This is a genomic window from Gluconobacter sp. Dm-44 (assembly GCF_018256175.1).
Classification (GTDB): Bacteria; Pseudomonadota; Alphaproteobacteria; order Acetobacterales; family Acetobacteraceae; genus Gluconobacter; species Gluconobacter cadivus.
In genome coordinates this window covers 177,759-204,102 of record NZ_JAERLZ010000005.1, presented here as the reverse complement: position 1 = coordinate 204,102, position 26,344 = coordinate 177,759, and the positions used below count along the sequence as shown (strand labels likewise).

Below are 26,344 nucleotides of genomic sequence, written 5' to 3'. Positions count from 1 at the left end.
GAAGAGACGTTCCATGATGATGTTGGTACGACGGTTTCAGGTTGGTCTGTTCGGGAGTTTCCTGCTGATGGGGCAGGCCTGTGCCCAACCGTCAAAGGAGCCGCAGAAGGTTGATGTCGATTCCATTCTGGCGCGCCCCCTGTTCGAGCCTGACCGCCAGCCAAAGGGACGAGGCACTGTGCAGGCGGGTGAGCCGCAGGTTGTGGGGATTGCCGGTCGACCGGGAGGATGGCGGGCGATCGTCCGGACCGGCGCTTCTGGCAGTCGCGGCAAAGTCGTGGCTGTCGGAGACAAAGTGGGCGACTGGAGCATCGCAGAGATCAGTGGGACCGGGGTGATTCTCAGGCGCGGGCAAAGTGTGCGGCGTCTTGCCCCGCTTTTTACGAAACATCCTGTTCAGACTGTGCCCCAGCCGCAGGGGACAACGGCGCCGGTTACGCCACCGGCCGCTCCGCCGACTCCCCCCATTCCGGGGCAGCCAAAACCGACGTTTCATTTCGATCCGGCGTCGGGAGAGGCTCCGTGACAGTGATGTGTCAAACGATATCGCTTTTCACGAAACCATAACACTTCTTTCAAAGGCTTTCATTTAGTTAACGCACTGTCTCATCCACTGTGTTGGCGTGGGCCGGTAAAGATGGTGTTCGCCCGAACCTCTGGCACCTTGTTCCGGTCATGCCGTGCATCATGAAAGATTCCGCGACGTGTCTGCGAAGCGCACCAAAATTGCACTGTCCGTACTTCTCTCCCTGTCCGTTGCCGCTCCTGCCCTCAGCCAGGCCCGTGGCTGGAATCCCTGGAACGATCAGGGACAGAACCAGAATCAGGGTTCATTCCAGCATGGGTCCGAAACAAAGACGCCCATTCGTCATCTCGTGGTGATCTATCAGGAGAACGTCTCCTTCGATCATTACTTCGCCACCTATCCGAAGGCTGCGAACCCCACGGGAGAGCCGGGCTTCAGAGCGCGCCCCGGTACGCCGACAGTCAACAACCTGCTTTCGCAGGGACTGCTGGAGCAGAACCCCAACACCAATACGGCCAACGGATCTGACGCAGCGCTTCCGTTCCGTCTGGATCGTACGCAGGCCAGCACGGCTGACCAGAACCACGCCTATACGGCCGAACAGATGGCCTATGACAACGGCAAGGCGGACCTGTTCCCGCTCTACACGGGTAAGGGCACATCCGGCGGCGTTGGTGCTTTCGGCACCAAGGGGCAGGTTCTCGGCTATTACGATGGCAACACGGTCACGGCGTACTGGCGTTATGCACAGCGCTTTGCCATGAGCGACAATTCCTACACCGACACCTATGGCCCTTCGACGCCGGGTGCGCTTGAAGTCGTTTCCGGTCAGACGAATGGTCTGAAGCTGCTGGCGACCACGCAGAAGCCGTCCACCGTTGCCAAGTCGTCCGCGTATGTGGCTGACGGACAGGGTGGCTGGACGATGGTCAACGACATCGACCCCGGCTACGACGCCTGCTCCTCCACGACCAATCAGGGCATGATGACAGGTCGTAATATCGGCGATCTGCTGAACGAGCGTGGCATTACCTGGGGCGGCTTCATGGGAGGCTTTGACCTCACCGCTTCCAATACGGACGGGTCAAAGGGTTGCTCGCGCACGACATATTCCAGCATCGTGTCCGAAAATGTTGCGGACTACATCCCTCATCACAACTGGTTCCAGTATTACCTCAGCACGTCCAATCCGACCCATGCACGCCCGGCATCGGTCAGCTCCATCGGATACAGCTACGTTCCGGGGACCGCGAAAAAGGAACCGGCAAATCATGAATATGATCTGAAGGATTTCTACGCCGCCGTGAAAGCCGGCAACCTGCCTGCCGTGTCTTTCGTGAAGCTCCCGGCCTATCAGGACGGTCATGCCGGCTATTCCGACCCGCTGGACGAGCAGGTTGGTGTGGTTGATGTGGTCAATGCCGTTCAGAAGCTGCCGGAATGGCAGGATACGGCGATCCTGATCGCTTATGATGACTCCGACGGCTGGTATGACCATGCTTATGTCGCGCCGACACATGGCTCTTTCGATGCTGCTGCGGACCAGCTGGGTGGCGCGGGCATCTGCGGTACCGGTACGGCTCCGACAGGTGTTGGCGGAAAGCCGGTCAATGGTCGTTGCGGACCCGGCACGCGTATCCCGCTGATCGTGATTTCGCCCTGGGCCAAGCAGAACTTCGTCAGCCATACCCTGACGACCCAGGCGTCCATCGCGCGCTTCATTGAAGACAACTGGCTCGGCGGCAAGCGTCTGGGACAGGGGTCCTTTGACGCCACGGCTGGCAAGATCGACGATCTGTTCGACTTCCGTCACGACCCCAACACGGAAACGCTTGAACTCGACGATAACACGGGCGATATCGTTGCCACCCGTCACCCGCATCATGGCGGTGGCCATCATTCTTTCGGGCATGATGACTCACCGTTCGGCCATCACTCGGGTGACACGGCGTCCAACGATAACGCGCAGGGTTATTTCTCCTCCCTGCTGTCCTCGATCTTCTCCATGTTCTCACGCTACCTCTGATCTTTATGCCCGATTTTCACCATCGGATGCGGCCCGTTCTGGGTCGCATCACCCTTCTGGCGCTTCTCTGGACGGGAAGTGCTCTGGCGCAGCAGACTGGCTCCTGCCTTCCCGCAGAGGATGGCAGCAATCCCTGTCCTGTGTCGTTGCGGAGACCGGATGTTCATCCGCTCTCCCAGATGGCGGAAATCGGGAAACAGATCTTTCACGATCCTCTGATTTCCGGGTCTGGCCGACTGTCCTGCGCGTCGTGTCATGAACCCGGAAATCATTACGCATCCTCGGCTGCAACACCTGTTTTTCTGGGTGGTGCGCATCTGGATCTTCAGGGACGGCGCTCCATTCCGACCCTGACCTATGCCGAGCGGAACCCCAATTTCAGCATCGGCCCTGACAATCCGACCAGCGAAGCCGCGCCCGCCATCGTGGCCAATGCGGCGGCTACGCAGCGCGGTGGAAAAAATGCAGCCAATCCGGGCGCTGCATCAGCAAATATGGTGCCGCAGGGTGGCCTGTTCTGGGATGGCCGTGCCGACACCTTGCAGGAGCAGGCCCTCGGCCCGCTTTACGATCCCGCCGAAATGGCATCGACGCCTGAAAAGGTGACGGAGCGCGTCATTCATGCGCCCTATTCGGACACACTGAAACAGCTTGCGGGTGCCAGTGCCAACGCCTCCTCTTCGCTCCTGCTGGCCGAGGCGATTTTTGCCATGGCCCGGTATCAGATCGAAGACCCGACCTTTCATCGCTACAACAGTAAATTCGATGGATGGCTCGAAGGGCATGAAAAATTCTCCCCTCTGGAACGGGAGGGATATCTGGCGTTCAATGATCCCGCAAAAGGCAATTGCGCGGCATGTCATGTCGATACGGTTGCCAGCACGCGCCTGCCGCCACTGTTCACGGATCACCAGTACGAAGCTTTGGGAGCGCCGCGTAACATGGCGCTCAAGGCCAACCACAATCCGTCTTCCTATGATCTCGGGGTCTGTGATCGTCAGCCTGACGGACGAACGGCTCTGAGCCTTTATTGCGGTATGTTCACCACGCCGACGCTGCGCAACGTGGCTACCCGCAAGGTCTTTTTCCATAACGGGGTTTTTCGTTCGCTGGAGGACGTACTTGATTTCTACGCCCTGCGCGACCTTGAACCCAAACGCTTCTATCCGGTTTCAAAGACCGGGCATGTCGAGGCGTACAACGATCTCCCGGTCCAGTATCGCGCCAATCTGGACACGACTGACGCTCCATTCGATCGCAGACCCGGCGAGCAGCCCGCCATGACCCCGCATGATCGCGAGGCCATTATTGCGTTTCTCAAAACTCTGACGGACCGCTGAGGGAATTCTGTAGATCCTCTTTTGCAGGAGGATCTCAGAAATTCGACGTTAACTGCCCGCCGATGACGGCGGCGTCTTTGAACGTCGTTGTTGCTCCCGGGCGCTGAAGGTACTGGAAATCAGCCTGCAGGGTTGTGCCGCGCATGATGTGGGTGCTGTAAAACGCCTCATAGACATTTTCCCAGTGCTGCACTCCGTAAACAGGCCCCCACTGATTGGCCAGATAGGGCAGTCCGAGCGCCAGTGACGATTCCTGCTGAAGGGTCACGGTATGGCTCATGTCCATGTGCTGGAACATGATACCGGCCTGATCGCCGCTTCGATGCCATGGAGTTCCGCTCTCAACGAAACCAATCCATTCGTGGTCGCGCATGGCAACAAGATTGCCCTGCGCATATCCGACGCCCCCAATCACGATCAGTCCGTCTGTCACGCCTGGTCCGTTGCGGACCAGCATCTGGTCGAACATGAACCAGGCTGATGTCATCCCGGCTTCATAGCGGCGTTCCAGACCTGTGGCCTGAAAGGAGTTGCCGTGGATGTCTTCGTAGAGGTTCGGATAGCGCGAGTTGTCGTACCAGGCTCCCAGCTTGTAATTGCCCCGCAATTTGTCTTTGCCAAAAGAGGGCATCCAGCCGATTTCGATCTGTGACGAAACTTTCCCCAGGCCGCTCTGGGCCAGGGCCCAGCCTGAAATACCGCCGTTATAACTGTGTGGAGACACCGCGAAAACGCCTGCCATGATATAGGTCTGCTCTGTCGGTCGCAGGCGCAACACGCCACCCAGATTTCCTGACGGCCAGTCACGTCCGCCGGGAACATATTTACCGGGAGCAAAGTTACTGCACACCGAAACGTTCATGAAGGAACAGGCAACGTAATCAAAAGCGAAGAAACTTCCCGTCGGAATGTCGCCAAGAGACAGGATGATACGGTCGTTCAGGAAGGATTTATCCGCATACATGGAGACAAGATGCGCGATGACGTTACCGCGTGCGCCATAAATCTGTTCTGGATTTGTAACAGAATCGCCGAGAGTGTGGCTGAAGCTGCGTCCATGTCCGTTAATCACGAGAAGATGCGTCCAGAGCCCTTTGACGCCTGCAAGTTGCTGCCAGTCCACATCCAGTTCGGCCGCTACCTGACCGGCCAGCACGTTATCTCGCGTCCGGCCGCCGGTAACATTGCCCATGTATTCTTCATTGAGCGCGACATTGAGATACATGCCGTGCTTTGTCAGCCATGTCTGGGCTCCGCCCCAGTCTCCGAACAGATGAGGGTTGCCGTACAGCGATGGCACGAGTGGGCCAACCGTGAATGTGCCCACGCCTTCCATGGCAAAAGCGCGGGACTTGTAAGAGTCAGGTGTTGCAAGGTTCTGGGAGGTCTCGCTCTGTGCGAGTGCCTGACGGCCGGGGCCAATGATCCCCAGAACCGCGCACAGGAAAAACCCGGCCAGCTTTTTCCTGTGCAGGAGACGTCGGGTTTTCATTCAGTGCTCTTTGCCTTTGAAGCCTGCAGGAACGTGGTGACTGTGGACTGGGCGAGATGGGCGTCGGTTTCGCCCTCGCCACCGCTCAGACCAAGGGCGCCTACGAGTTCGTTGTTCACCACGATCGGATAACCGCCGCCTGCGGGAAGCGCGTTGGGCAGCGTGCTGATCATGTAGTTGCCGCTATTGAGGGCATGTTCCATGTCGGCGGTCGGTCGGGCGAAAGACAGGGCTGTCTTGGCTTTACGGATAGCCAGTTCGATGCTGCCGAGCTGCGTACCATCCATTTTCTGGAAGGCCACCAGATTTCCGCCTGCATCGACAATCGCTATGGCCACGCGGTTATGACTGGCCGTAGCCAGCTTTTGGGCCTGATCGATCAGAGTATTGGAAGTTGTCAGATTCACTGTCAGATCCTTCGCTGATGCAAACCCTGCAAGGCCTGTTGTTGCGATGAGAAGACTGAGGACGAGGCCCGTGGTCCTGCGTTGGAACATTGTTTTCAAAAGACCTATCCCTGTTTCAGATCATTGAGAATGGCGTCTGCGGCGCGCAGTGAAAGAGCGGCCATTGTCAGAGTGGAATTCACCGTTCCCGAGGCCGCCATCGTTGCGCCTGTTGCTAGAAACAGATTGGCGTGGTCGTGGGTTCTGAGCCACTTGTCCACGACGGAATCGCGCGGGTCGTGGCCCATGATGGTGCCACCGGTAATATGGTTGTTGGGCGTGAAATACGGGCTCATCTCAATTTCCGTTCCGCCAAGGGCCTTGGCAATGTCCATGAGACGCTGCCGGGAAATAACAGCCGATTTACGCACATATTCGCCCACATCATAAGTCACTTCGGGGTGTGGAATGCCCAGAGCGTCCTTATGGTCCTTCGAAAGAACGAGGCGGTTGTTCGGGTCGGGCAGGACTTCATGGTTGGCATAGATGTCCACACCATGCGCCGTACGACGGCGGATTTCCTCATCCAGCTTCTTGCCGACCAGCCCCATGGACAGGGCTTTCATGCCTGCGCGCGAGTTCTGGGCCGTATTGTTGTAACCAATCTGTGTTGCCGCATACTCCGAACGGAAGTCGCCGTCCCGGAAGTTGGTGATGGAACTCATCTGGACCGATCCGCCACCCGCCCAGATAGGCTCTGCGGACTGGAAGCTCATGCCGATGCCTGGATGGTCCATCATGTTCCGCCCGACGAGATCGGACGAGTTGGCAATGCCGTTGGGATTGCGGTCGTTTGCGGCGAGAAGCAGCAATTTCGGGGTTTCGATTCCATTGGCCGCTATGACGAATGTTTTGGCAACGACCCGATGGGACTGTTTTTCGGGATCGTAGAAGCGGATGGCAGTAATCTTGTTTTTCGCGTCCGTTTCCATCGCATAAACGACGGCGTTTGGGATAATTTTTGCGCCGAGCTTTTCGGCCTTCAGCGCGGCATAGACGCCATTATACATCGCGCCAATCGGGCAGATCGGCATGCAGTTGTTGTTGCCGCAGCACTGGGGGCGCCCGTCATAGGGGCGGCTGTTACGGGCCTGTGGAACGGGCGTGTTTGAAAAGCCGAGCTTGTTGACCACCTCGGTAAAAGTGCGGTCTCCATAGCCATAAGGCATGGAGGTCATGGGCCAGGGATTTTTGCGGGGCGCTGAGGGGATGATTTCTTCATCATTCGGCCCCATGACGCCCATTTCGCACTCGGCCTCATAATAATAGGGTTCGAGTTCGTCATAGCTCATGGCGTAGTCGCGTCCGACGCCATAGGTGGAATGCAGTTTGAAATCATTGGGCAGGTAGCGCCAGCTTGACGCGGCCCAGTGCCATGTCGTGCCGCCAACGCCCTTAATGATGCCCTGCTTGTAGGCCGTCTGGTCCGGTCCTTTGACGATCAGGTAATTGTTGTCCGGAAAATAGTTGGTATGCGGAGCCCACGGAACGCTGGGATAAGGCGTTGCGTAATCGTACTGGGATTTATTGTCGGGCGGCATGTTCCGCCAGTTCTCTACAATCTGCGAGCGGTCGCGGCGCGGACCGGCATCCAGCAGCAGAACGGAAAGCCCGTTACGGACGAGTTTATGGGCAAGCAGGGAGCCGCAGATTCCTGCTCCAATGATGACGACATCAGCCGAAAGCGTTTCACCAGACATGATATGATCCTTGAATTCTATTGAGCGACACGCTGTTTGCGACGGCTGACCAGCCACCAGATGCCACCCACCACGACGATGACCCCAAGGACACCACCGGCCCCGAGCAGGAGCATCACGCCCGGATTTGCGAGTTGGGCGAGCGGAACCTGCTTGCCGCCCATGCGGACCTGTTTGACAGCCTCTGCGGAAACGGTGGCCTGTGCGTTACCAAAATGGCTCAGAACGTAATCTGCGATCGTTGCGATCTGTTCATCCGTCAGCGGCTGAACCAGAGAGTCTGGGCCGAAAGCAGGCATCAGGATTTCGTGCTTTTCTGTCGTACGGTCCACGCCATACAGAATGCTGGCAATCAGGTCGTTCGGATTGCGCTGACCCGTCGTCGTGTTTCCCACGAGGGAGGGATAATATCCGTCAGGCGATCCTTTGCCGTTGGATTGATGGCAACTCGCACAAACGGCTTCATAAAGTGCAGCGCCGTCTGTGGTCTGGGCCAGAGTGCTGTTGTTTCGGCGCGCATTGGCGTCTGCCACGCTGTAGCTGGATGGACGGCCGGAATGTGCGAAATTGGCGACGGTCTCTCCGGCTTCGGTCTTGGGCGGAACGGAACGGAGATAGGTCACGATTGCCGAAATGTCCGAATCCGGCAGATATTGAAGGCTGTGCTCGACCGCCTCAGCCATTGGACCAGCCGCACGGGCATGCGCTGTCTGGCCGGTTTTCAGATACTGAGAGAGATCCTGATCCGACCAGCCGCCAATGCCGCTTTGGGGATCGTTGGTGATATTGGGTGCGCGCCAGGAGCCTATGTCTGCACCGGCGAGATAGGCGGACTGGTCCGGGGCGAGGAGGAAGTTGCGAGGTGTATGGCATTCGCCGCAATGGGCCAGTTCATCGACCAGATAACGGCCGCGGTTCCAATCGTCGTTATGGGTATGGTCGAAAACATAAGGCTTGCCTTCGATCCGTGCAGCAATTTTCCAGATGCCCAGAGAGGCGCGGATGGAAAACGGGAAGGGAAGCTGCGTTTTAGGCGAAGGAGCGTCTACAGGCTTCACCTCATTCATGATGTAGGCGTAGAGCGATTTGACGTCTTCATCCGTCAGACGGTTATAGGCGTCATATGGCATGGCCGGATAAAGCTGTGCTCCATCGGCGCGAATACCGTGCCGCAACGCCTGCGAGAACTGCTCGAGCGTGTAATTTCCGATGCCATATTTTTTCGATGGCGTAATGTTTGTGGAATAAATATTCCCCATCGGAGAGGAAATGGCATACCCGCCAGCCAGAAACTGGCCATCGCGTCCGTTGGTATGACAGGCCGCGCAGTCCGCTGCGATCGCGAGATAGTGACCGCGACTGATGGAGGGACGATGGGCTGAGGCGGGTGTCGGCTCCGTCGGTTGCGCCAAAGCGGACGTTCCGGCGAGGAGCAGGACAGTCGTCAGGGCCGTGCCGGACAGGGGACGAAAATATCGCATGATCACTGAGATAATTCCCTTAGAATTCCGGCATGACAGCAACGGAAGCGGGCTCTGCAACCCAGTAATTCGGCCCGTTATGAGCATAGGTCGGGATGACGACGACATCGCGGGATGTCTGATACATCAGCGCTTTTTCGAAAGCGTAAACCTTGGCATTCGTTCCGCTTTCAATGACGCCCGAGTACCAGCCGCGAATAATCTGGAGGAGCGTGGCGTGCAGAGGATCACCGGTGAGGGCCGCCTCCAGCGCTTCGACATCCGGATATCCGTTTTTCGCAATACGCTCACGAAGGGCTGCGACCTGCGTGGGAAAATTCGGTTTCTGAGCCTCAAAAGCCAGGAAAAGTGCCGATCCAACACCGAGATCCAGGTTTTTATGGCCGGTTGCAAAGGTGGAAAGCTGCATGAAGTCGGAAATGCCATCACGATTTGAGGACACTATTTCTTGAGCGGAACTTTTTTTGGCCGATCCTACGGCTACCGCTGTCAGACAGGCACCGGAAAGGGCCAGAAGCCGCCTGCGAGAGAGCGTGGCCGAAACCGGATTGGGATCAGAGAATGTGTCCAATGGCGCTCTCCTCAAGGAATAGCGTGATGTGTGATGCGCTTTCTTCCTGAGTTTTCGTCAATAATGGAAATGACTATTTCTTGTTCGCTCTGACAAAATGGTGATGCCAAATGTTTTTAAGAGGCAACGATTGCGAGTCAGGCAGGAGTCTGGAACACTCCTGAATTGGCAGTCAGAATATCCCGCCACAGGTCGAATGCCGCTGGCATCAGACGTCGGCCGGCGCGCACGGCGGCATAACGTTCAAAGGATTTCGCAATAGGATGGTCCAGAGGAACGGCGCAGACGCGATTGAGATCAATATAATCCTGCGCGGCACCTTTTGTCATGAAGGCAATACCCAGATTATGCGCGACAAGGGACAAAGCTGTTCCGAACAGGTCGCACCGGTAAGCCGGGAAACAGTTAAGCTGCCGGTCTTCCAGAATGGCATCCACATAGGTCTGAGCGGCAAAATGGGACTGAAAGAAGATCAGCGGACTATCCACGATATCTTCCATGGTCACGGTGTCTCTTGTAGCCAGTGGGTGTGCGGCTGGCAGGATCGCGCATAACGGCTCGGTCTGGAACGGGCGGGCGTTCAGGATGGGGTCGCGCGCTGTGCCAGCGTAAATACAAACATCGACTTCGTCATCGCGTACCATCTGGACAAGCTGGGGGAGGGGGGCGGTGCGGATTTCAATGGTGATGCCGGGATGACTGGCGACGAACCGGTGCAGAACGGCCTTGATCAGAACGCTGACAATGCCTTCGCCACTTCCGATCGTGACATGCCCACGTTCCAGCGTGCGGTATTCCTGAAGGCTGTTCTGGAAACGCCGCGTCAGACGTGCGCGCTCGCGTCCATAATTACAGACGACTTCCCCCATTTCCGTCAGGGCCGTAACGCGACCGCGTTTCATCAGAAGGCTGAGAGCCAGCTGCTCTTCGAGAGCCGCAATCTGACGGCTGATCGTGGACGCATTGACACCGATGGCCGTGGCTGCGGAGCGGATGCTGCCAAAACGGGCGACTGCGTCCAGATATTGCAGGGTTCGTTCGCTTAATTCATGCCCCCCAAACATTTCGTTACTCCGTTGCATTGAACGCAACATTCTTGTCGATGTTACGGCATGGATTCAATCGCTTTTTTAATATTTCATTTAAGAAACGAGAAGGGCTTTCCGGCTGTCGTCCGGGGTGTCCTGCAATCTGCCCTTGCGTATAGACAGGCCTCTATAAGGAAGCTTTTCATGGTGCTGCGCGTTCTTTCCCGAAGCTGTAAACTCACAACAGCGCTGGCATTCGGTACGGTTGGGGCAACTCTTTATTCCGCCGAAGCTGCGCCAACGCACCCAGCGCATTCCATTAAACATGCGGCACCTTTGGGGAGCGCTTCGGTGCGTCACAGGAATGCAGGCCATGCAACATCCCGAACGGCTACGGATGCCGAAACCATCAAAGTGACGACGCGTAAGCTGCCGACGCGCTTTAATACAGAGCAGCATGTGGGGTCCTCGACCACAATGATCAGTTCGGAAACGCTTCAGCAACGCGCGGTTATCACCACGACGGATATTCAGAAACTGGCGCCAAACCTGCAGATTGAAACTCAGTATGGTTCGAGTGCGCTAAATTTCCATCTTCGCGGTGTCGGTTTCAATGATTTGACCATGAACAATACGCCTTCGGTCATGCCCTATATTGATGGTGTGGCGTATCCGATTTCGTCCATGACATCAGGGCCTCTGTTCGATATCGAAAGTATTGGGGTTGATCCCGGACCGTCCGGCTTTACGCATGGCCAGACCACGACGGGCGGTGAAGTCCGGATTACGACCAAGGCGCCGGAAAAACAGTTCCATGCCGGGATCGCTGAAGACTTCGCGTCTTACAACAGGAGCAAGACCGATGCATTCGTCACCGGCTCCATCACGCATAATCTTCAGTATCGTCTGGCGGCCGAACTTCTTGAGGGGGGCGGGTACTACACCAACCGTGATACAGGGCAGTCTCTCGGGGACCAGCATACCGGAGCGATCCGCGGTAAGCTGGCCTGGCAGCCGGATGAACAGACGGATGTCAATCTAACCGGATACTGGTCTCTGAACCGCTCGGAAGCTCCGGGTTTCAGGATCAATAACAACCTCTCGGCTTTTGCGGGACAGTATGGGCGCGATCTTGGCTATTACCAGACGGGCTGGGACATCAAGCCGGCGTTTGCGAAGCTGATCGGCTATCATGACACCAAACCCCAGTTCAATGATCTGAACTGGGGCTTTCATCTGGCCATGGCGCATCGCTTCCGATTTGGAGAGCTTGATGTTTCAAGCGCTTATGACGCCGTTCAGCTTCATGAATACCAAGACCAGGATGGTATGCCGTATGCCACGGCAGATGATTATCGCACTCAGGTTGCGAATTCTTTCACGCAGGAAGTTAGTTTTCACAACCTGAAAGACAGTGCGAGCCGATTCAGCTGGGATGCCGGTCTTTATTACAACCGGATCATGCAGAAGCAGAATAACTATTATGATTTCTCGGATTATGCCCTGCGTGGGTACATGTCTGAAACGAGGTTCAGTTCGCCGCAGGAGACGTTCAACCAGTATGTCACGCTGGGGTACAAGGTTCTGAAAAACCTGCGTTTTGTTGGCAGTATCTCGCATGAATCGGACTCCAGGCAGTTTGTCGATCTCACGACAATTCACTTTGGGCATAACGACCTCAATTTCGGAACGCATGGTGCGCTCGCCAACCAGTTTACCGGGAAGGTCGGGATTGAATATCAGGCAACGCCGACTAGTCTGTTTTACGCGGATATTCGCAAAGGCATGAAGCCCGGAGGGTTTATGGCCAATAATACGGTCGTGGCGCAGCAGGCACAGCCCATCAAGCCGGAAACAATTCTGGCCTATGAGATCGGGACGAAGAACGATTTCTTCTCTCACCGTCTGCGCCTGAATGCCGCGGCTTTCTATTATGATTATCGTGACCAGCAGGTGCTCGGAAACATTGTTGTCCCCAGCTATGGGTCCGTGGGGTCTTATGTCAGCGTGCCGCGCTCGACCATCTGGGGCGTTGAAGGCTCCATGGAGGCGCATCCCACGCGGGATCTGATCCTCACGCAGGTTGTGGGATATCAACGGGGCGTCTATGACCAGTTCCATTCGATCAATGCGGCACAGGTGAATGCCTATTACGCCAAGACGGGTATCTGGCAGGCGTTTTACAGCAACTATCATGGTGTTGACAGCGGCATTCCCAAGATTTCAATGAACGGATCTGCTGTTTATACCATTCATGTGCTTCCGCATTATCATGTTCTCTTCGATGTTGATTATTCCTATCGTGGGGCAGAAGGTCTGATTCCCGGCAACCCGCCTTACCGAACTGTCCCTGCCTATTTCCTTCTGAACTCGTTCCTGACGTTTGAGCCCAATTCGAGAAAATGGTCCGCTACGGTTTATGCGACCAATCTGGCCGACCGGAAATATGATCTGACGCGCTCTCAGGCCACGAATGTGCAGACAGCGATTTCAGGGCCGCCCCGTTTTGTCGGTGGCCGTTTGAATTATAATTTCTGATGATGCCGAACGTCGTTACAGCCCAGAAGGGACAGCATGTATGACAGGCAGAAAAACCGCCCGAACGATCGCCGCCGCGACTGTCGGCAATGCGCTGGAGTTCTTCGACTTTACGGTCTTTACGGCTTATGCGGCCTATATCGGGGATTATTTCTTCGGCAGTACGGATGATTACGTCCGCGTTTTGCAGGCGGTTTCCGTGTTCGGTCTTGGTTTCGTCGCGCGGCCTCTGGGGGCTCTGATGATCGGCTATTATGCCGATACGCGCGGGCGGAAAGCCGCCATGACCCTGACGCTGCTTTCGATGTGCGTCGGGTCTCTGCTGATTGCCATTCTGCCGGGCTACAAAGCGATCGGGATTGCCGCGCCGGCTCTGCTTCTTGTGGCGCGACTGCTTCAAGGGTTTTCGGTTGGAGGGGAGATGGGGCCTGCCACGGCGTTTCTGGTGGAGTCCGCACCCGATACGAAAACCTCGCGGCGGGCGGCGTCCTGGCAGCTTGCGAGTCAGTCCTTTGCCACCATCGCTTCCGGACTTCTGGGAGCCTTGCTGAGCCTTGTGCTGACCCATCATGAGCTTGCCAGTTGGGGGTGGCGCATTCCGTTTGCCATCGGGGCCATGATCGGGCCGATCGGGCTCTGGCTGCGGGGTGCGCTGGAGGAAACCCTTGTTCCCGAACTGGGGCAGCAGAAGCCGCCTCATATTCTGTCCGTTTTCACCAGAATGCCTGTTGAGGTTCTGTCGGGCATGCTGATCACGGCGGGCGGAACCGTGCTTCAGTATTTCTTTCTCTACTGTGCGTTGTTTGCCGGGAAAAACCTGCATTTCCATGCGCTTCCGGCCCTATCAGTGAATATTGCGATCGGTGCCGGTACGGCATTCGGAGCGATTGCCAGTGGGTATCTGGTTTCAGCTTTCGGGCAGACGGCGATCGTCGTGACCTGCCGTGTCATTCTGGCCTGTACGATTGTTCCGGTTTTCATGCTGTTTTCTCATGGCGCAGGGTTTCCGGTCGTTTTTTCGCTTCTGGGATTTCTGGCCATTTTCCATGGCGCGGCCTCGGGAACGGGTACCGGTATTCTCACGCGGCTGTTTCCGATGCCTGTCAGAACAGTGGGTGTGGGCTGCGCCTATTCTCTGGCCGTGACTGTGTTTGGCGGTTCGGCCCAGCCCATTTTCACCGTGATTATCAACCGGACAGGCAGTTCTGTCTCATGGTGTTTTTATGTGGTGGTCATGGCCCTGCTGTCCACGGTTCCGTTCCTGTGGATGAGAAAGCGCCTGCGCGATACGCCTGCCTCTTTGGCTACCGGCTTTCATACGCCTTGATTTTCCAGTTCTCTGAAAGTTTTCTTTATGAAGATGTCATCTGAAGACCTGTCGTCGTTTCTTGCGGAACTTAAAGAATGGGTCAGTATCGAGACGCCGACCACTAGTCCTGACAAGGTGAACGAACTGGGGCGACTGATCATGTCCAGCGCCAAAGATGCCGGGTTGGCGGTTGAAATTCACAGCGGCAATATGGACACACGTGGTGTTCCGCTAGGGGATCATTTCGTTCTTTTCGATCCCGAACGGATGTCGAATGAAAAAGGTATTCTGCTGCTCAGTCATATCGATACCGTCCATCCCATCGGTACTCTTGCCCATAATCTGCCTTGGAAACAGGAAAGGGACAGGCTGTACGGGCCGGGTATTGCTGACATGAAAGCGGGCGTTCTTCTGGCGTTCCGGGCGCTGGCCAGACTGTCACGGCAGTCGCCTTTGCCCATACGAATGTTGGTTGTGTCGGATGAGGAAATTGGCAGCCCGTCATCGCGTCAATTGATCGAAGAGGAAGCCTCCAAAGCCAGATATGTGCTCGTAACGGAACCTGGACGTCCTGGAAATGGCATCGTGAGCGGCCGAAAAGGCGTTGGGCGGTACTTCCTGTCATGTCATGGCCGCCCCGCTCATTCCGGTCGGGCGCATGCTGAAGGCCGCAGTGCAATCCGTGAACTGGCTCATCAGATTCTGGCGCTTGAAGCCATGACGGATGAAAGCCGGGGCATCACTGTCAATGTTGGTCTCATTTCCGGAGGCACAGGCGCCAATGTTGTGGCGGAACATGCGTCTGCGGTCGTTGATCTGCGTGTTCCGGATGCCGCGACCGGCATAGAAATGAATGAGCGTATTCTGGGCCTCAAAGCGGTCGATCCGGATGTTAGTTTCGTTGTCGAAGGCGAGATCAACCGCCCTGGATATGTGAAAAGCGCTGGAATCGCCGCGCTGGTTGAAAAAGCGCAAGCCATTTCCATTGCGGACGGTCAGACACTCTTTGACCTGTCTACGGGTGGCGGCTCAGACGGAAATTTTTCGGCCGCAATGGGAATTCCGACCCTTGATGCGCTCGGCATCGTAGGAGACGGGGCACACACCCTTCAGGAATATATAGAAATCTCCAGTATCCCTGTGAGATGGAACCTGCTGACCGAGTTGCTCCTACAGCTTTAAGGTTTTTAGGCATCTGCCAGAATGTCTGGGAAACCTGCAGTCTGTGGGGAAAGACGTTCTGGTAGTGTTCTAAATAATACAAAGCGCGAATATCTGATAAATTTCTTGTTTCAATCAGGCAACTTTCGTAAAAGTTTTTTTCATAATACCACACAGGATGTCTTAGAATGGCACAAACAGAGTTTCCGCTGGGTCGCTTTTCCCGCTCTCTTCTGTCGACGTCGATCCTGTGTGTTTTTCCGATGACGGCTGTGTGTGCGGCTGATGTGAAAGATGCTGCAACGCCTTCAGCAGAAGTCAAAAAAAATTCCTCAGAACGTTCCGGTGTCGAACATAGATTATCTTCTGGAACCAGCGTAAAGGCTTCTGTAAAAAAGAAGGAATTGCAGAAAGTCACGTCTGTCAAAGGCAGCGCGGCGGAACAGGTGACGGTTACGGGGAGCCATATTGTCCGTAACGGCTTCAGTTCTCCCACGCCGGTGACAGTATTGGGACATGAGGATATCGCTGCCCAGGTTCCGGCAAATATCTCCGATCTGGTGAACCAGCTTCCTGCGGTGACGCAGGGGAGCACATCTGCGACCAGTTCGGGCTTTCTGTCTTCGGGACTGGCCGGAATCAACTCCGTCAATCTTCGCGGTCTGGGGGCCAACCGGACGCTGATCCTGATTGATGGTCAGCGGTCTGTACCATCGTCCATCACGGGGCTGGTGGACGTCAACACCATTCCGCAGAACCTTGTTGAGCGTGTGGAAGTTGTGACGGGGGGCGCTTCCGCGCAGTATGGTTCCGATGCGGTGGGCGGTGTCGTCAATTTTGTTCTGAACAAGAAGTTTTCGGGCGTGAAGCTCTCGGCCAATACCGGTTTTACGACTTATGCGGACGATCCGAATTACACGCTCAACGCAACAATGGGAAAGACTTTCCTGAACGGGAAGCTCCATGTGCTGCTGGATGCGCAGTATTACCAGCAGTTCGGCGTGGATACGATTGATCGGTCCTGGAACGACAGCGGATATTTCCAGATCAACAACCCGGCCTATACGGCAACCAATGGTCAGCCACAGCGGCTTGTGGGGTCAGGATTTGGTCCCTCGACCTATACGTCGGGTGGTCTGATCAGTTCGGGGCCGCTTGCAGGAACATATTTTGGAGCACCGGGGCAGACCGGGCAGCTCAAATATGGTGTGAGAAGTGCGGCTTCGAGCCCTTACATGATTGGTGGGGATACGGAGGAGACGCTGAAAGGGCATGTGGGGACCAACTCGCTGACCCCGAGCGAGGAGCGTATCAGTGTCTTTAACCGCACGTCCTACGACATCAGCGAGCATACCGAGATCTTCGGCCAGTTTTCCTGGAACAAGTATATCGGGAGCAGCTATTACCAGCAGACGCCCAGTACCGGGGTTACGATCAACCGCGACAATGCCTATCTGAACCGCGATTACTCACAGGTTGCCAGCCAGATGGCTGCGGCCGGTCTGAATTCGTTCAATATGGGAACGAGCAATGCGGGCTTTCCGGTGCCGGGAAGCGATGTGAGCCGTCAGGTGTTTCGTTATGTCGGCGGGATGAACGGGCAGTTCAAGTTCGCGGGAAATAACTGGCACTGGGACTGGTATTACCAGTATGGCCGGACTCTTGATGATATTCGCCTGAAGAATACCTGGAATGTGTCGCGGATGGCTCTGGCTCAGGATGCCGTTATGCATAACGGCCAGATCATGTGCCGTTCGACGATCAGTAATCCCGGCAATGGTTGTGTGCCGATTGACCGTCTTGGCACGAGCGGGCCGTCTGCCGCCGCGCTGAATTACATTTATGGTGGTCAGACGGGACAGCCAGCGCGTGAGCAGGTGCTTCAGCAGCATGTCGCCTCCTTCGATATCGGGGGGGACATGTTCCATCTGCCGGGCGGAAATGCAGCCATTGCCATGGGGGGCGACTGGCGGCGTGAGTCGGTGTCGGGTTATGTGAACTCCGCCTATCAGTCAGGCTGGCAGTACGGGAACTTCCTGGCCAACAAAGGCTCCTATAACGTCAAGGAAGGCTATGTTGAACTTGATCTGCCGGTTCTGAAGGGCGTCGATATCAATGGTGCCGGGCGTTATACGGATTATTCCACATCCGGAAGTGTCGAGACCTGGAAGACGGGTGCGACTTATGCGCCTATTCAGGACATCAAGTTTCGTGGGACGTACAGCCATGATATCCGCGCGCCCAATCTGAACGAGCTTTATGCTGCGGGAACATCGCTGAACAATACCGTGGTTCTGCCGGCCAATTCCCCTGTTCCGGGTTCACAGCCGTTCACGCAGATCCGGACTGGCAATACCAGCCTTTCACCGGAAACCTCGAACACCTGGACCGTGGGAACAGTTCTCAGTCCGCGTTTCCTGCCCGGGTTCATGGCGTCGGTTGATTATTACAGCATCAATATCAGCAATGCGATCGGGACCGTCACCGGACAGAACGCTGTTGATTTCTGCTATTCCGGCGGAACGGCTTGGTGCAACAACATCCATTATTCGAATGGCGTGTTGCAGAGCATCCTGTTGCAGCCGTTCAACTTCGCCAGCCAGAAGGAGCGGGGGCTGGATATCGAGGCGAGCTACCGGTTCCGCCTTGCGAAAATCTGGAAGAAGCTGCCGGGGACGTTCTCGGTCCATGGCGAAATCACGCACTACATCTCCAATACGGTTGATAACAACGTCTATCCGATCAACTATGCCGGGGTGAATGGCGGTAGTCTGTCGGGCGATTACAGCGCGCCGAAATGGAATTACCGGATCAGCTCTTTCTACAAGGTGGATAACTACACGTTCAATCTTGTGGCGCGTGGTTTCAGCTCAGGTGTCTATGGCAACGACTATGTTCAGTGCACCACGAACTGCCCGGTTTCGACGCCGCAGCACCGGACAATCAACAACAACCACATCAAGGGTGCCGTCTATTTCGATACGTCCATCGCCTATGATTTCACGGCGTATAACCACCCTGTCAGAGCGACGTTCGTCATGAACAATATGCTCAATTCGAAACCGGTTCTGATCGGAAGCGGTCCTGACGGAAACAACGTGCCTGCTTTTGCCCAGACCAATGAGTCCCTCTACAATTATCTGGGAAGGGTTTTCCGCGTCGCCGTTACTGCGAATTTCTGAAAATAATCCCCTCTCTGGAGAATGCAGGAAGCCTTCATGTTTTCTTTGAAATGTCTTCGACAGTCACGAAATCTCCGTTTCCTGCTTCTCGTTAGTACCATTGCAACTGCAAGTTCTGGCGTTGGATCTCGGGCATATGCTCAGGATGCGAAAGAGGCGCCACTGCTGGCGGTCCGTGTCGATGCCCATAACGGAAAAACGCTGGTTTCGCTTCCCGCGCCGGACAGTGATGGGCTGTATGGACGCTATCTTTATGCCAGTGCGCTGCGGACAGGGATCGGGTCGGCCAATATCCGGCTGGATCACGGGATGCTCGGGCCGACGCATATTCTGGCTTTTCGCCGGATCGGCTCGCGGGTTGCGGTGATTTTTGAAAATCCGAAATTCATGTCCCAAGGGGATGCGGAGGTTCGGGAAGGGGTCAAGCGGAGCTTTCCGTTCAGCGTGATTGCGATGCTGGATATCGTTTCGGTCGATCAGGCCGGGCATACGGTGGTCGATCTCACGCCTTTTTATACCCATGACACGATGGCCATTGCCGAAACGCTGAATGGCGGCGGGATGAAGCTGCCGGATACGGTCGAGGCCGGGGGGAAGGGATTTCACCAGCTTGCCGCCCTCAGTCAGGTGGACTCAGCGAGCGTCAAGACTTTTCCCGACAATATCGAGGCGGAAGCCGTTCTGACGTTCGCGTCCGACAGTCCGGGAAAGGAAGTCAGCCAGCTTTCCCCTGATCCGCATCAGATCAGCTTCATTGTCCATCATTCGCTCGTGCGTCTTCCGGGGGCGGGATATGTGCCGCGCAAGCTGGATATCCGCTCGGGCAGTCATGGGACGGCGGTTTATGATTTCGGGGCACCGTTGGGGCAGAATGTTCTGATCGAGTATGCCAACCGTTTCCGGCTGGTCAAAACCGATCCGTCCGCAGCGCGCTCGCGGGTTGTAAAACCGATCGTTTATTATATCGACAATGCCGCGCCCGAGCCTGTGCGGACTGCTCTGGCCGAGGGGGTCGCCTGGTGGAACAAGGCATTTGATGCGGCCGGGTATATTGACGCGTTCCAGGTGAAGATCCTGCCGCCGGGCGTCGATCCGCAGGATATCCGCTATAACATCGTCAACTGGAATGAACGTCAGACCCGCAGTTATTCTTACGGGATCAGTGTGATTGATCCGCGGACGGGCGAAGTGCTGCGCGGAAACGTGGTGCTGGAAGGGCTTCGGCTCCGGCAGGATCTCATCATTTTCGAGGCGCTGGCGGGGACTGAGGACGAGAATACCGGCCGTGCCAATGACCCTGTCCGGATTTCGCTGGACCGGCTGCGGCAGCTTGGCGTTCACGAGGTGGGTCATACGCTTGGCCTTGTGCATAATTTTTATGCCAGCACGCAGGACCGTGCCTCCGTCATGGATTATCCCGGCCCCCGGATCGGGATAACGGGCGATAAGCTCGATTTTTCCGATGCCTATGCGAAGGGTGTCGGCTCCTGGGACCGCTATGCCATCGACTGGTTGTACGGTCAGCCGAAGCCTGGCGAGGATCCGGAGAAGGCCGCGGCCCTCAAGGCCAAAGCGATCGAGGCGCAGGGCATACGTTTCGGCACCGATATCGACGGCCGGGACAGCGATTCCGCACTCGCGGGCAACAATATGTGGACGGATGGCGGGGACACGACGGACGATCTGCGGCAGATGCTGAAGGTGCGTGAGATCGCGCTGTCGCATTTTGGGCCTCATGTCCTGCATCCGGGAGAGCGGCTGTCTGACCTGCGTCGTAAATTCGTTCCGCTCTGGCTCGTGCATCGTTATGACGTCGAGGCTGTCGGCAAGCTGATCGGCGGGCTGGATTACCGCTATGCCGTTGTTGACGGGCAGAGTCCGCTGCCGGTCTCGGTTGATGCGAAGCGGCAGCATGCGGCGATGGATGCCCTGCTGGAGACACTGTCTCCGAAAGTGTTGAGCGTCTCGCCAGCGCTGACGCTCATGTTGTCGTCTGGCGTGAATGGCAATTCTGATCCGCAATACGATACCGAAGTCTTCCGGATGGCCGGATCTTCGACGTTTGATCCGCTCAATGCGGCGGAGACGGCGGCCGAGATCACGCTGCATTCCCTGCTCGGGCCGGGCCGTCTGGAGCGGATGGTTCTGCAACATGCCCGCGATCCTGCGCTGCCCGGTCTTGGAGATCTGCTGAACAGGCTGACGGCTGATGTCGCGTCCCGGCATCAGACGGCTCTGGAGCGGCGGATTGCCTATCGGACCATTCTCAGCATGGCCCAGACGCGCGACGATCCGCATACCTCGCCGGATGTTGCGCTGGCTCTTTCCGGGGCTATCCGGCAGGCGGCCGGGAATTTCGCGGCGTTTAAAGGGCAGGGGGATGAAGCGGTCTGGTGTCAGGAAATGAGTGTCCTGCTGCATGATCAGGCGCGTCTGGGGCGCGAGGCGTTAAAAACAACGCGGCCAGCCGCCAATATTCCGCCCGGAACACCCATCGGCGGGGGCGAAGGGGGGTGGCTTTCGGAAGATGCCCCAATCTGAAACCGGTCATTTCCGAGCCAGACTGAACGCCAAGGACTGAGAAACGCAGATGATGAAACGAACCCTGATGACCGCGAGCCTTGGAGCGGCGTTTCTGTGCGCTACTGTTCCGGCGGCGATGGCGGAGACGACTGCAATCGTAGGAGGCGTCGTTTTTGACGGCACGGGCGCTCCGGCGGCGCGGAAGACCATTGTGATCCGTGATGGCAGGATTGCGGATGTCGGAAAGGATATCGCCGTTCCTTCCAATGCGCATGTCATTGATGTGCACGGCATGGCTGTCACACCGGGACTTTTCGATCTTCACACGCACTGGACCGTGGCGGGAGACCCCACTGATTTTCCGTCCATCGCCGCCGCCTATCTGCGTTCGGGTGTGACGACGGTCAGCGATTTTAACGAAGCGCCGGAAGCCTATGCGCCCTTGCGGGCTTGGCTGACGAAGCTCTATGCGCCGCATGTCAATTTTGCGGCCCGGATCAGCACGCCGGGCGGCCATGGTGCGGACTGGGCGGACCAGAACACGACACGCTGGATCAGTTCTCCGGACAGCGCGAAAGCCGCGATTGACGCAGTGGTGGCGTATCATCCGGATCTGATCAAGATTTTCTCGGATGGCTGGCGCTATAACCGCATGCCTGACAATACCAGCATGAACGAGGCGACGCTGGCGGCGGCCGTGGCGGAGGCTCACGTCAAGGGTCTCAAAGTCATGACCCATACCCTGACCGTCGAACGGGGGCTGATTGCGGCGCGGGCAAAGGTTGATTCGCTGGCGCATGGTCTTCAGGACCGGGTGCTGACCGAGGACGAAGTCGGCGTTATCCGGGAGAGCGGGATGGGTGAGATCCCGACACTTTCGGTTTTCGATCCGGACAAATGGGTTCATTCTTCCGACCATAAGGTCGTTGCGAACAGCGTCCTGTTCGACAATGCACTGCGCAATGTCCGCAAGCTCTTCCGCGCGGGCGTCATCATCGGTGTGGGCACGGATGCCGGAATGCCCGCAACGCCGCATGGTCTTTCAACGCTTCATGAACTTGAACTTCTGGTCCGTGCCGGTCTGACGCCGGCGCAGGCCTTGATGGCTGCGACGCATTCCAGTGCGGTCCTGATCGGACAGGACAAGGACCGCGGTGTTATCGCACCGGGTCTGCGGGCGGATATTACGGTTTTTGATGGACGGCCCTGGGAGACGATTTCCGACATTCATCATGTGGCAATGACCATGGTGGATGGAAAGCCGCTCTACGGGCTTGAAGCTCCGCCTGCCGACGGGCGGCCCGGATGGCCTGCGCCGATGCCTGCTGCGAAACTTGTGGATGATTTTGAGCGGACGGATGGGCGGTCCTCGCTCGATACGCTGCGGACCGACACGATGGATCGCGGACCGGACCGCACGGTCGAGGTCTCCGGAGTCATGCCGCGCGAGGCGGGCAAAGGGCATGTGTTGTTCATGACGGCGACCATGGCACAGCAGAAGACGCCTTACGCGGGTGTTTCCGTGCCGCTTTCGACCGGCGCGATCCTGCCCGTGGATGTCTCGGCCTATCATGGAATTTCCGTTGAAGTGCGGGGATCGTCCTGCGATGCGCGCATGACGGCCAATGGGACGGTCGGGGCATCCTGGAGCGCATCTCTGCCGCTGTCTGCGCACTGGCAGACGATCCGGGTTCCCTTCACCAGTCTGGCCAGCGTGGATAATCCACATCACAGGGTCTGGACGGGCCGGGACATCACCGATCTGGAGATCGGTCTTTCCTGTGCTCCGGGAACGACCGCGTGGCTTCAGGCCGACACGCTCAAATTCTACTAGGCGCAGGGCTTCATGAAGAACATTTCCCTGTCGGCATATGAGTTTTGTGCATATGACTGACAGGGTATGGCCATTCTCGAACGTAATCATCTGACCATCATTCAGGAAGTCGCCCGGGAGGGGTCGCTGACGGCGGCTGCGGCGCGACTGAACCTGACGCAGCCTGCCCTGAGCCATGCGGTCCGCAAGATCGAAATCCAGCTTGGCGTGAAGATCTGGCGTCGGGAGGGGCGGTCGCTGGTTCTGACGCAGGCGGGGCAGTGGCTGCTTTCGCTTGCGAACCGGCTCCTGCCACAGTTTTCTTTGGCTGAAGAGCGGCTGGAGCAGTTTGCCAATGGAGAGCGCGGTACGCTGAGGATCGGGATGGAATGCCATCCGTGTTATCAATGGCTACTCAACGTCGTCTCGCCCTATCTCGAACGCTGGCCGCAAGTGGATGTGGACGTCAGGCAGAAATTCCAGTTCGGGGGGATTGGGGCGCTGTTGGGTAACGAGATTGATATCCTCGTAACGCCGGATCCGCTCTACAAGCCGGAGCTGAAGTTTACCCCCGTCTTTGACTATGAACTCGTGCTTGTTGTCGGAAGCGGCCACAGGCTGCGCGATGTTCAATGTGTCACACCTGAGCAACTGGCGGATGAGATCCTCATCACTTACCCGGTGCCGACGGAACGACTGGATATTTACACGCAGTTTCTACAGCCCGCCGGGATTGCGCCGCGTCAGCAGAAGCAGATCGAAACGACGGATATCATGCTGGTCATGGTAGCGCATGGCCGGGGCGTGGCCGTTCTTCCCCGATGGCTGGTGGAGGAATACGCCGCGCGCTTTGATCTCCATGCCATCAGGATTGGCAAACATGGCATTGCAAAGCAGATTTTTCTGGGACGGCGCGAAACGGATGAGGACGTCCAGTATCTCACCAATTTCATAAAATTTGCGGCCAGTCCCGGGGATCAGGACGTTCTGATCCCGTAAAACAGGACGTGGAGTGGAGGCCGCTATGCCGACCTCCACTCCGTCAGACAGGTCAGCCCAGAAGTTCTTTCCGGACGATTGCGGCACCTGCGCTCAGGGCGTTCAGCTTGCCCGTTGCGACCTGGCGGGACAGCGGGGTCATTCCGCAGTTGGTCGACGGATACAGCTTGTCCGCATCGACGAACTGAAGGGCCTTTCGCAGCGTGTTGGCGACGTCTTCTGGTGTTTCAACGGTGCTGGTGGCTACGTCGATGGCGCCGACCATCACCTTCTTGCCGCGGATGAGTTCGATGAGATCCATCGGAACGCGCGAATTCTGGCATTCCAGCGAGATCAGATCGATGTTCGACCGCTGCAGCTTGGGGAAAATCTCCTCGTACTGTCTCCACTCCGAGCCCAGAGTGTTCTTCCAGTCGATATTCGCCTTGATGCCGTAGCCGTAGCAGATATGGACGGCGGTTTCGCATTTCAGGCCTTCAATGGCCTTTTCCAGCGTTGCAATGCCCCAGTCATTCACTTCGTCGAAGAAAACGTTGAAGGCAGGTTCATCGAACTGGATGATGTCCACGCCAGCGGCTTCAAGTTCACGAGCTTCCTGATTCAGGATGCGGGCGAACTCCCAAGCCAGCTTTTCACGGCTCTTGTAATGCGCGTCATGCAGCGTATCGATCATGGTCATGGGGCCGGGGAGGGCCCATTTGATCGGCTTGTCCGTGAGCTTGCGCAGGAACTTGGCGTCTTCGACGAAGACGGGCTTTTCGCGCGACACGGCGCCCACGACGGACGGCACGCTTGCGTCGTAACGGTTGCGGATCTTGACCGTCTGGCGGTTTTCGAAATCGACGCCGCTCAGATGCTCGATGAATGTCGTAACGAAATGCTGGCGCGTCTGTTCGCCGTCGCTGACAATATCGATGCCGGCACGGTTCTGGTTATCCAGCGTCAGGCGCAGGGCGTCCTGCTTACCTTCGACCAGCTCTTCACCCTGAAGTTTCCAGGGGGACCAGAGGGTTTCCGGCTTCGCGAGCCATGACGGTTTCGGCAGGCTGCCAGCGGTCGAGGTCGGGAGAAGTGTTTTCATGATGATTGCGGCCTTGCTGTTTTTGATGGATCAGGCAGGAAAGCTGGCAGACCACTGTCCCAGAATGTCCTGATACGGTTTGATGAAGCGTTCTTCCGTGAACACGCCCTGTTCAACGGCCAGCCTGCTGCGCTCCTCACGATCGTAAACGATGCGGGTCAGCGAATAGTCCTGATGCTTCAGGGTGGGCTGATAGCAGTCGGATGCCGGGGAATTGGCATTGTAGATTTCCGGCCGGTAGATTTTCTGGAAGGATTCCATCGTGCTGATCGTGCTGATCAGTTCCAGATCGGAATAGTCTGACAGAAGATCGCCGATGAAATAGAACGCCAGCGGCGCGGTGGCAAAAGCGGGCATGAAATACCGGACTTTCATGCCCATTTTCCCGAAATACTGATCGGTCAGGGAAAATTCGCGCTGTTCGTATTCGGTCCCCAGAACCGGGTGATGGTTTTCGGTTCGGTGATAGGTTCTGTTGCTGGAAACGCTCAGGCAGATGACGGGTGCCTTGCCAAACAGGGCCTTATAGTCAGCCGAATGGATCGCTGCCTTGAACAGATTGCCATGCAGATCGCCGTACTGATCGGGAACCTGAAACTCTGAACGGCCCTGATTGTGGTTCAAAAGCAGGACGCTGAAATCATAATCGCGAACATAGGACGAAAAACTGTTTCCCGAGAGGCCCGGGATCCGCTCGTTTTTAACCTTGTCGACAATGGTCGTGTTGAGAATTTCAATGAGCTGAAAGACGTCACGCTTTGCAGCGACGTTGATGTTCATTTCGATGGAAATGATTTCAAGCTCGATGGAATAGCGATCTGCCTTGGGGTTGTCCCAGTGCGCGAGGGAATTGAAGCGGTTATCGATCATCTGCAGAACTCTCTGCAGGTTTTCCCGCCGGTGTTCACCTCTGGCCAGATTGGCGAAATTGGTTGTCAGGCGTGTGTCGTCCGAAGGCGTGTAGTCTTCATCAAACCGGGTTTTTTTGATAGAGAATGTAAATTCGGCAGACATTCCTGTTTCACCTTGCTCGGGCAGAAATTCTCCAGACCATGATGGGGATCTGTAGAGAATTTTACGTGTGTGCAGCTTCCAATCGGCAGTTTTCAGGCCGGTTATGTTGAGACG

18 protein-coding genes are annotated in these 26,344 nt (G+C 56.6%); 10 read left to right on the top strand and 8 right to left on the bottom strand.

Annotated features, from left to right (window positions below):
• Positions 1-13 precede the first annotated feature (13 nt).
• The 3 genes from JK213_RS08375 to JK213_RS08365 all read left to right on the top strand — a co-directional run bounded on the left by JK213_RS08375 (position 14) and on the right by JK213_RS08365 (position 3,892).
• Entirely contained in the window at positions 14-526 is a 513-nt protein-coding gene (locus JK213_RS08375) for a hypothetical protein (RefSeq protein ID WP_194262457.1), read from the top strand.
• A 349-nt stretch (positions 527-875) separates the two neighbouring features.
• Positions 876-2,552, top strand: a complete 1,677-nt coding sequence (locus tag JK213_RS08370) for a phospholipase C (protein WP_408869897.1) — start codon at positions 876-878, stop codon at positions 2,550-2,552.
• Between the two features lie 5 nt (positions 2,553-2,557).
• Positions 2,558-3,892, top strand: a complete 1,335-nt coding sequence (locus tag JK213_RS08365) for a cytochrome-c peroxidase (protein ID WP_228125501.1) — start codon at positions 2,558-2,560, stop codon at positions 3,890-3,892.
• A 34-nt stretch (positions 3,893-3,926) separates the two neighbouring features.
• On the opposite strand, the gene JK213_RS08360 is transcribed toward JK213_RS08365, so the two are convergent.
• The 6 genes from JK213_RS08360 to JK213_RS08335 form a co-directional block, all read right to left on the bottom strand.
• Positions 3,927-5,384, bottom strand: coding sequence for a carbohydrate porin (locus JK213_RS08360; protein ID WP_194262458.1), 1,458 nt, complete (start codon positions 5,382-5,384; stop codon positions 3,927-3,929).
• Positions 5,381-5,791 (bottom strand): heme-binding protein, encoded by a 411-nt coding sequence (locus tag JK213_RS08355; protein ID WP_194262459.1) that lies wholly within the window; start codon positions 5,789-5,791, stop codon positions 5,381-5,383. Before JK213_RS08355 ends, JK213_RS08360 begins: the two co-directional genes overlap by 4 nt.
• A gap of 104 nt (positions 5,792-5,895) precedes the next feature.
• Positions 5,896-7,530: a GMC family oxidoreductase gene (locus tag JK213_RS08350; RefSeq protein WP_194262460.1), complete on the bottom strand. Its 1,635-nt coding sequence runs from the start codon at positions 7,528-7,530 to the stop codon at positions 5,896-5,898.
• Between the two features lie 17 nt (positions 7,531-7,547).
• Positions 7,548-9,011, bottom strand: coding sequence for a cytochrome c (locus tag JK213_RS08345; RefSeq protein ID WP_194262461.1), 1,464 nt, complete (start codon positions 9,009-9,011; stop codon positions 7,548-7,550).
• A gap of 19 nt (positions 9,012-9,030) precedes the next feature.
• Positions 9,031-9,582 (bottom strand): sorbitol dehydrogenase family protein, encoded by a 552-nt coding sequence (locus JK213_RS08340; protein ID WP_194262462.1) that lies wholly within the window; start codon positions 9,580-9,582, stop codon positions 9,031-9,033.
• A 137-nt stretch (positions 9,583-9,719) separates the two neighbouring features.
• Positions 9,720-10,664 carry a LysR family transcriptional regulator gene (locus tag JK213_RS08335; RefSeq protein WP_211571351.1) on the bottom strand — a complete coding sequence of 315 codons (945 nt, stop codon included), beginning with the start codon at positions 10,662-10,664 and terminating at the stop codon, positions 9,720-9,722.
• 150 nt (positions 10,665-10,814) lie between these two features.
• Here JK213_RS08335 and JK213_RS08330 point away from each other — a divergent pair, with 150 nt between their 5' ends.
• The 7 genes from JK213_RS08330 to JK213_RS08300 all read left to right on the top strand — a co-directional run bounded on the left by JK213_RS08330 (position 10,815) and on the right by JK213_RS08300 (position 24,135).
• Positions 10,815-13,148: a TonB-dependent receptor gene (locus JK213_RS08330; protein ID WP_211571350.1), complete on the top strand. Its 2,334-nt coding sequence runs from the start codon at positions 10,815-10,817 to the stop codon at positions 13,146-13,148.
• Between the two features lie 40 nt (positions 13,149-13,188).
• Positions 13,189-14,475: an MFS transporter gene (locus JK213_RS08325; protein WP_194262464.1), complete on the top strand. Its 1,287-nt coding sequence runs from the start codon at positions 13,189-13,191 to the stop codon at positions 14,473-14,475.
• Between the two features lie 27 nt (positions 14,476-14,502).
• On the top strand, positions 14,503-15,639 hold the full coding sequence (locus JK213_RS08320) for a M20 family metallopeptidase (RefSeq protein ID WP_211571349.1): 1,137 nt from the start codon (positions 14,503-14,505) through the stop codon (positions 15,637-15,639).
• Between the two features lie 383 nt (positions 15,640-16,022).
• On the top strand, positions 16,023-18,800 hold the full coding sequence (locus tag JK213_RS08315) for a TonB-dependent siderophore receptor (protein ID WP_211571348.1): 2,778 nt from the start codon (positions 16,023-16,025) through the stop codon (positions 18,798-18,800).
• 36 nt (positions 18,801-18,836) lie between these two features.
• On the top strand, positions 18,837-21,341 hold the full coding sequence (locus JK213_RS08310) for a zinc-dependent metalloprotease (protein ID WP_194262465.1): 2,505 nt from the start codon (positions 18,837-18,839) through the stop codon (positions 21,339-21,341).
• Between the two features lie 49 nt (positions 21,342-21,390).
• The gene (locus JK213_RS08305; RefSeq protein WP_211571347.1) at positions 21,391-23,157 is read left to right on the top strand and encodes an amidohydrolase family protein; all 1,767 of its coding nucleotides are present in this window, start codon (positions 21,391-21,393) and stop codon (positions 23,155-23,157) included.
• A 66-nt stretch (positions 23,158-23,223) separates the two neighbouring features.
• Positions 23,224-24,135 (top strand): LysR family transcriptional regulator, encoded by a 912-nt coding sequence (locus tag JK213_RS08300; RefSeq protein WP_194262466.1) that lies wholly within the window; start codon positions 23,224-23,226, stop codon positions 24,133-24,135.
• 52 nt (positions 24,136-24,187) lie between these two features.
• Here JK213_RS08300 and JK213_RS08295 read toward each other — a convergent pair whose 3' ends face one another.
• Together JK213_RS08295 and JK213_RS08290 are read right to left on the bottom strand one after the other, a co-directional pair.
• Positions 24,188-25,216 (bottom strand): methionine synthase, encoded by a 1,029-nt coding sequence (locus JK213_RS08295; RefSeq protein WP_194262467.1) that lies wholly within the window; start codon positions 25,214-25,216, stop codon positions 24,188-24,190.
• Positions 25,217-25,246: 30 nt separating this feature from the next.
• Positions 25,247-26,230, bottom strand: a complete 984-nt coding sequence (locus JK213_RS08290) for a DUF1852 domain-containing protein (protein WP_194262468.1) — start codon at positions 26,228-26,230, stop codon at positions 25,247-25,249.
• Between the last annotated feature and the right edge of the window lie 114 nt (positions 26,231-26,344).

Excerpts from the sequence above, each read along its gene's own strand:
- JK213_RS08305 (WP_211571347.1), top strand. The coding sequence starts at position 21,391 with ATGATGAAACGAACCCTGATGACCGCGAGCCTTGGAGCGGCGTTTCTG.
- JK213_RS08350 (WP_194262460.1), bottom strand. The coding sequence starts at position 7,530 with ATGTCTGGTGAAACGCTTTCGGCTGATGTCGTCATCATTGGAGCAGGA.
- JK213_RS08375 (WP_194262457.1), top strand. The coding sequence starts at position 14 with ATGATGATGTTGGTACGACGGTTTCAGGTTGGTCTGTTCGGGAGTTTC.
- JK213_RS08335 (WP_211571351.1), bottom strand. The coding sequence starts at position 10,664 with ATGCAACGGAGTAACGAAATGTTTGGGGGGCATGAATTAAGCGAACGA.
- JK213_RS08330 (WP_211571350.1), top strand. The coding sequence starts at position 10,815 with ATGGTGCTGCGCGTTCTTTCCCGAAGCTGTAAACTCACAACAGCGCTG.
- JK213_RS08345 (WP_194262461.1), bottom strand. The coding sequence starts at position 9,011 with ATGCGATATTTTCGTCCCCTGTCCGGCACGGCCCTGACGACTGTCCTG.
- JK213_RS08365 (WP_228125501.1), top strand. The coding sequence starts at position 2,558 with ATGCCCGATTTTCACCATCGGATGCGGCCCGTTCTGGGTCGCATCACC.
- JK213_RS08320 (WP_211571349.1), top strand. The coding sequence starts at position 14,503 with ATGAAGATGTCATCTGAAGACCTGTCGTCGTTTCTTGCGGAACTTAAA.
- JK213_RS08290 (WP_194262468.1), bottom strand. The coding sequence starts at position 26,230 with ATGTCTGCCGAATTTACATTCTCTATCAAAAAAACCCGGTTTGATGAA.
- JK213_RS08295 (WP_194262467.1), bottom strand. The coding sequence starts at position 25,216 with ATGAAAACACTTCTCCCGACCTCGACCGCTGGCAGCCTGCCGAAACCG.
- JK213_RS08360 (WP_194262458.1), bottom strand. The coding sequence starts at position 5,384 with ATGAAAACCCGACGTCTCCTGCACAGGAAAAAGCTGGCCGGGTTTTTC.
- JK213_RS08300 (WP_194262466.1), top strand. The coding sequence starts at position 23,224 with ATGGCCATTCTCGAACGTAATCATCTGACCATCATTCAGGAAGTCGCC.
- JK213_RS08310 (WP_194262465.1), top strand. The coding sequence starts at position 18,837 with ATGTTTTCTTTGAAATGTCTTCGACAGTCACGAAATCTCCGTTTCCTG.
- JK213_RS08325 (WP_194262464.1), top strand. The coding sequence starts at position 13,189 with ATGACAGGCAGAAAAACCGCCCGAACGATCGCCGCCGCGACTGTCGGC.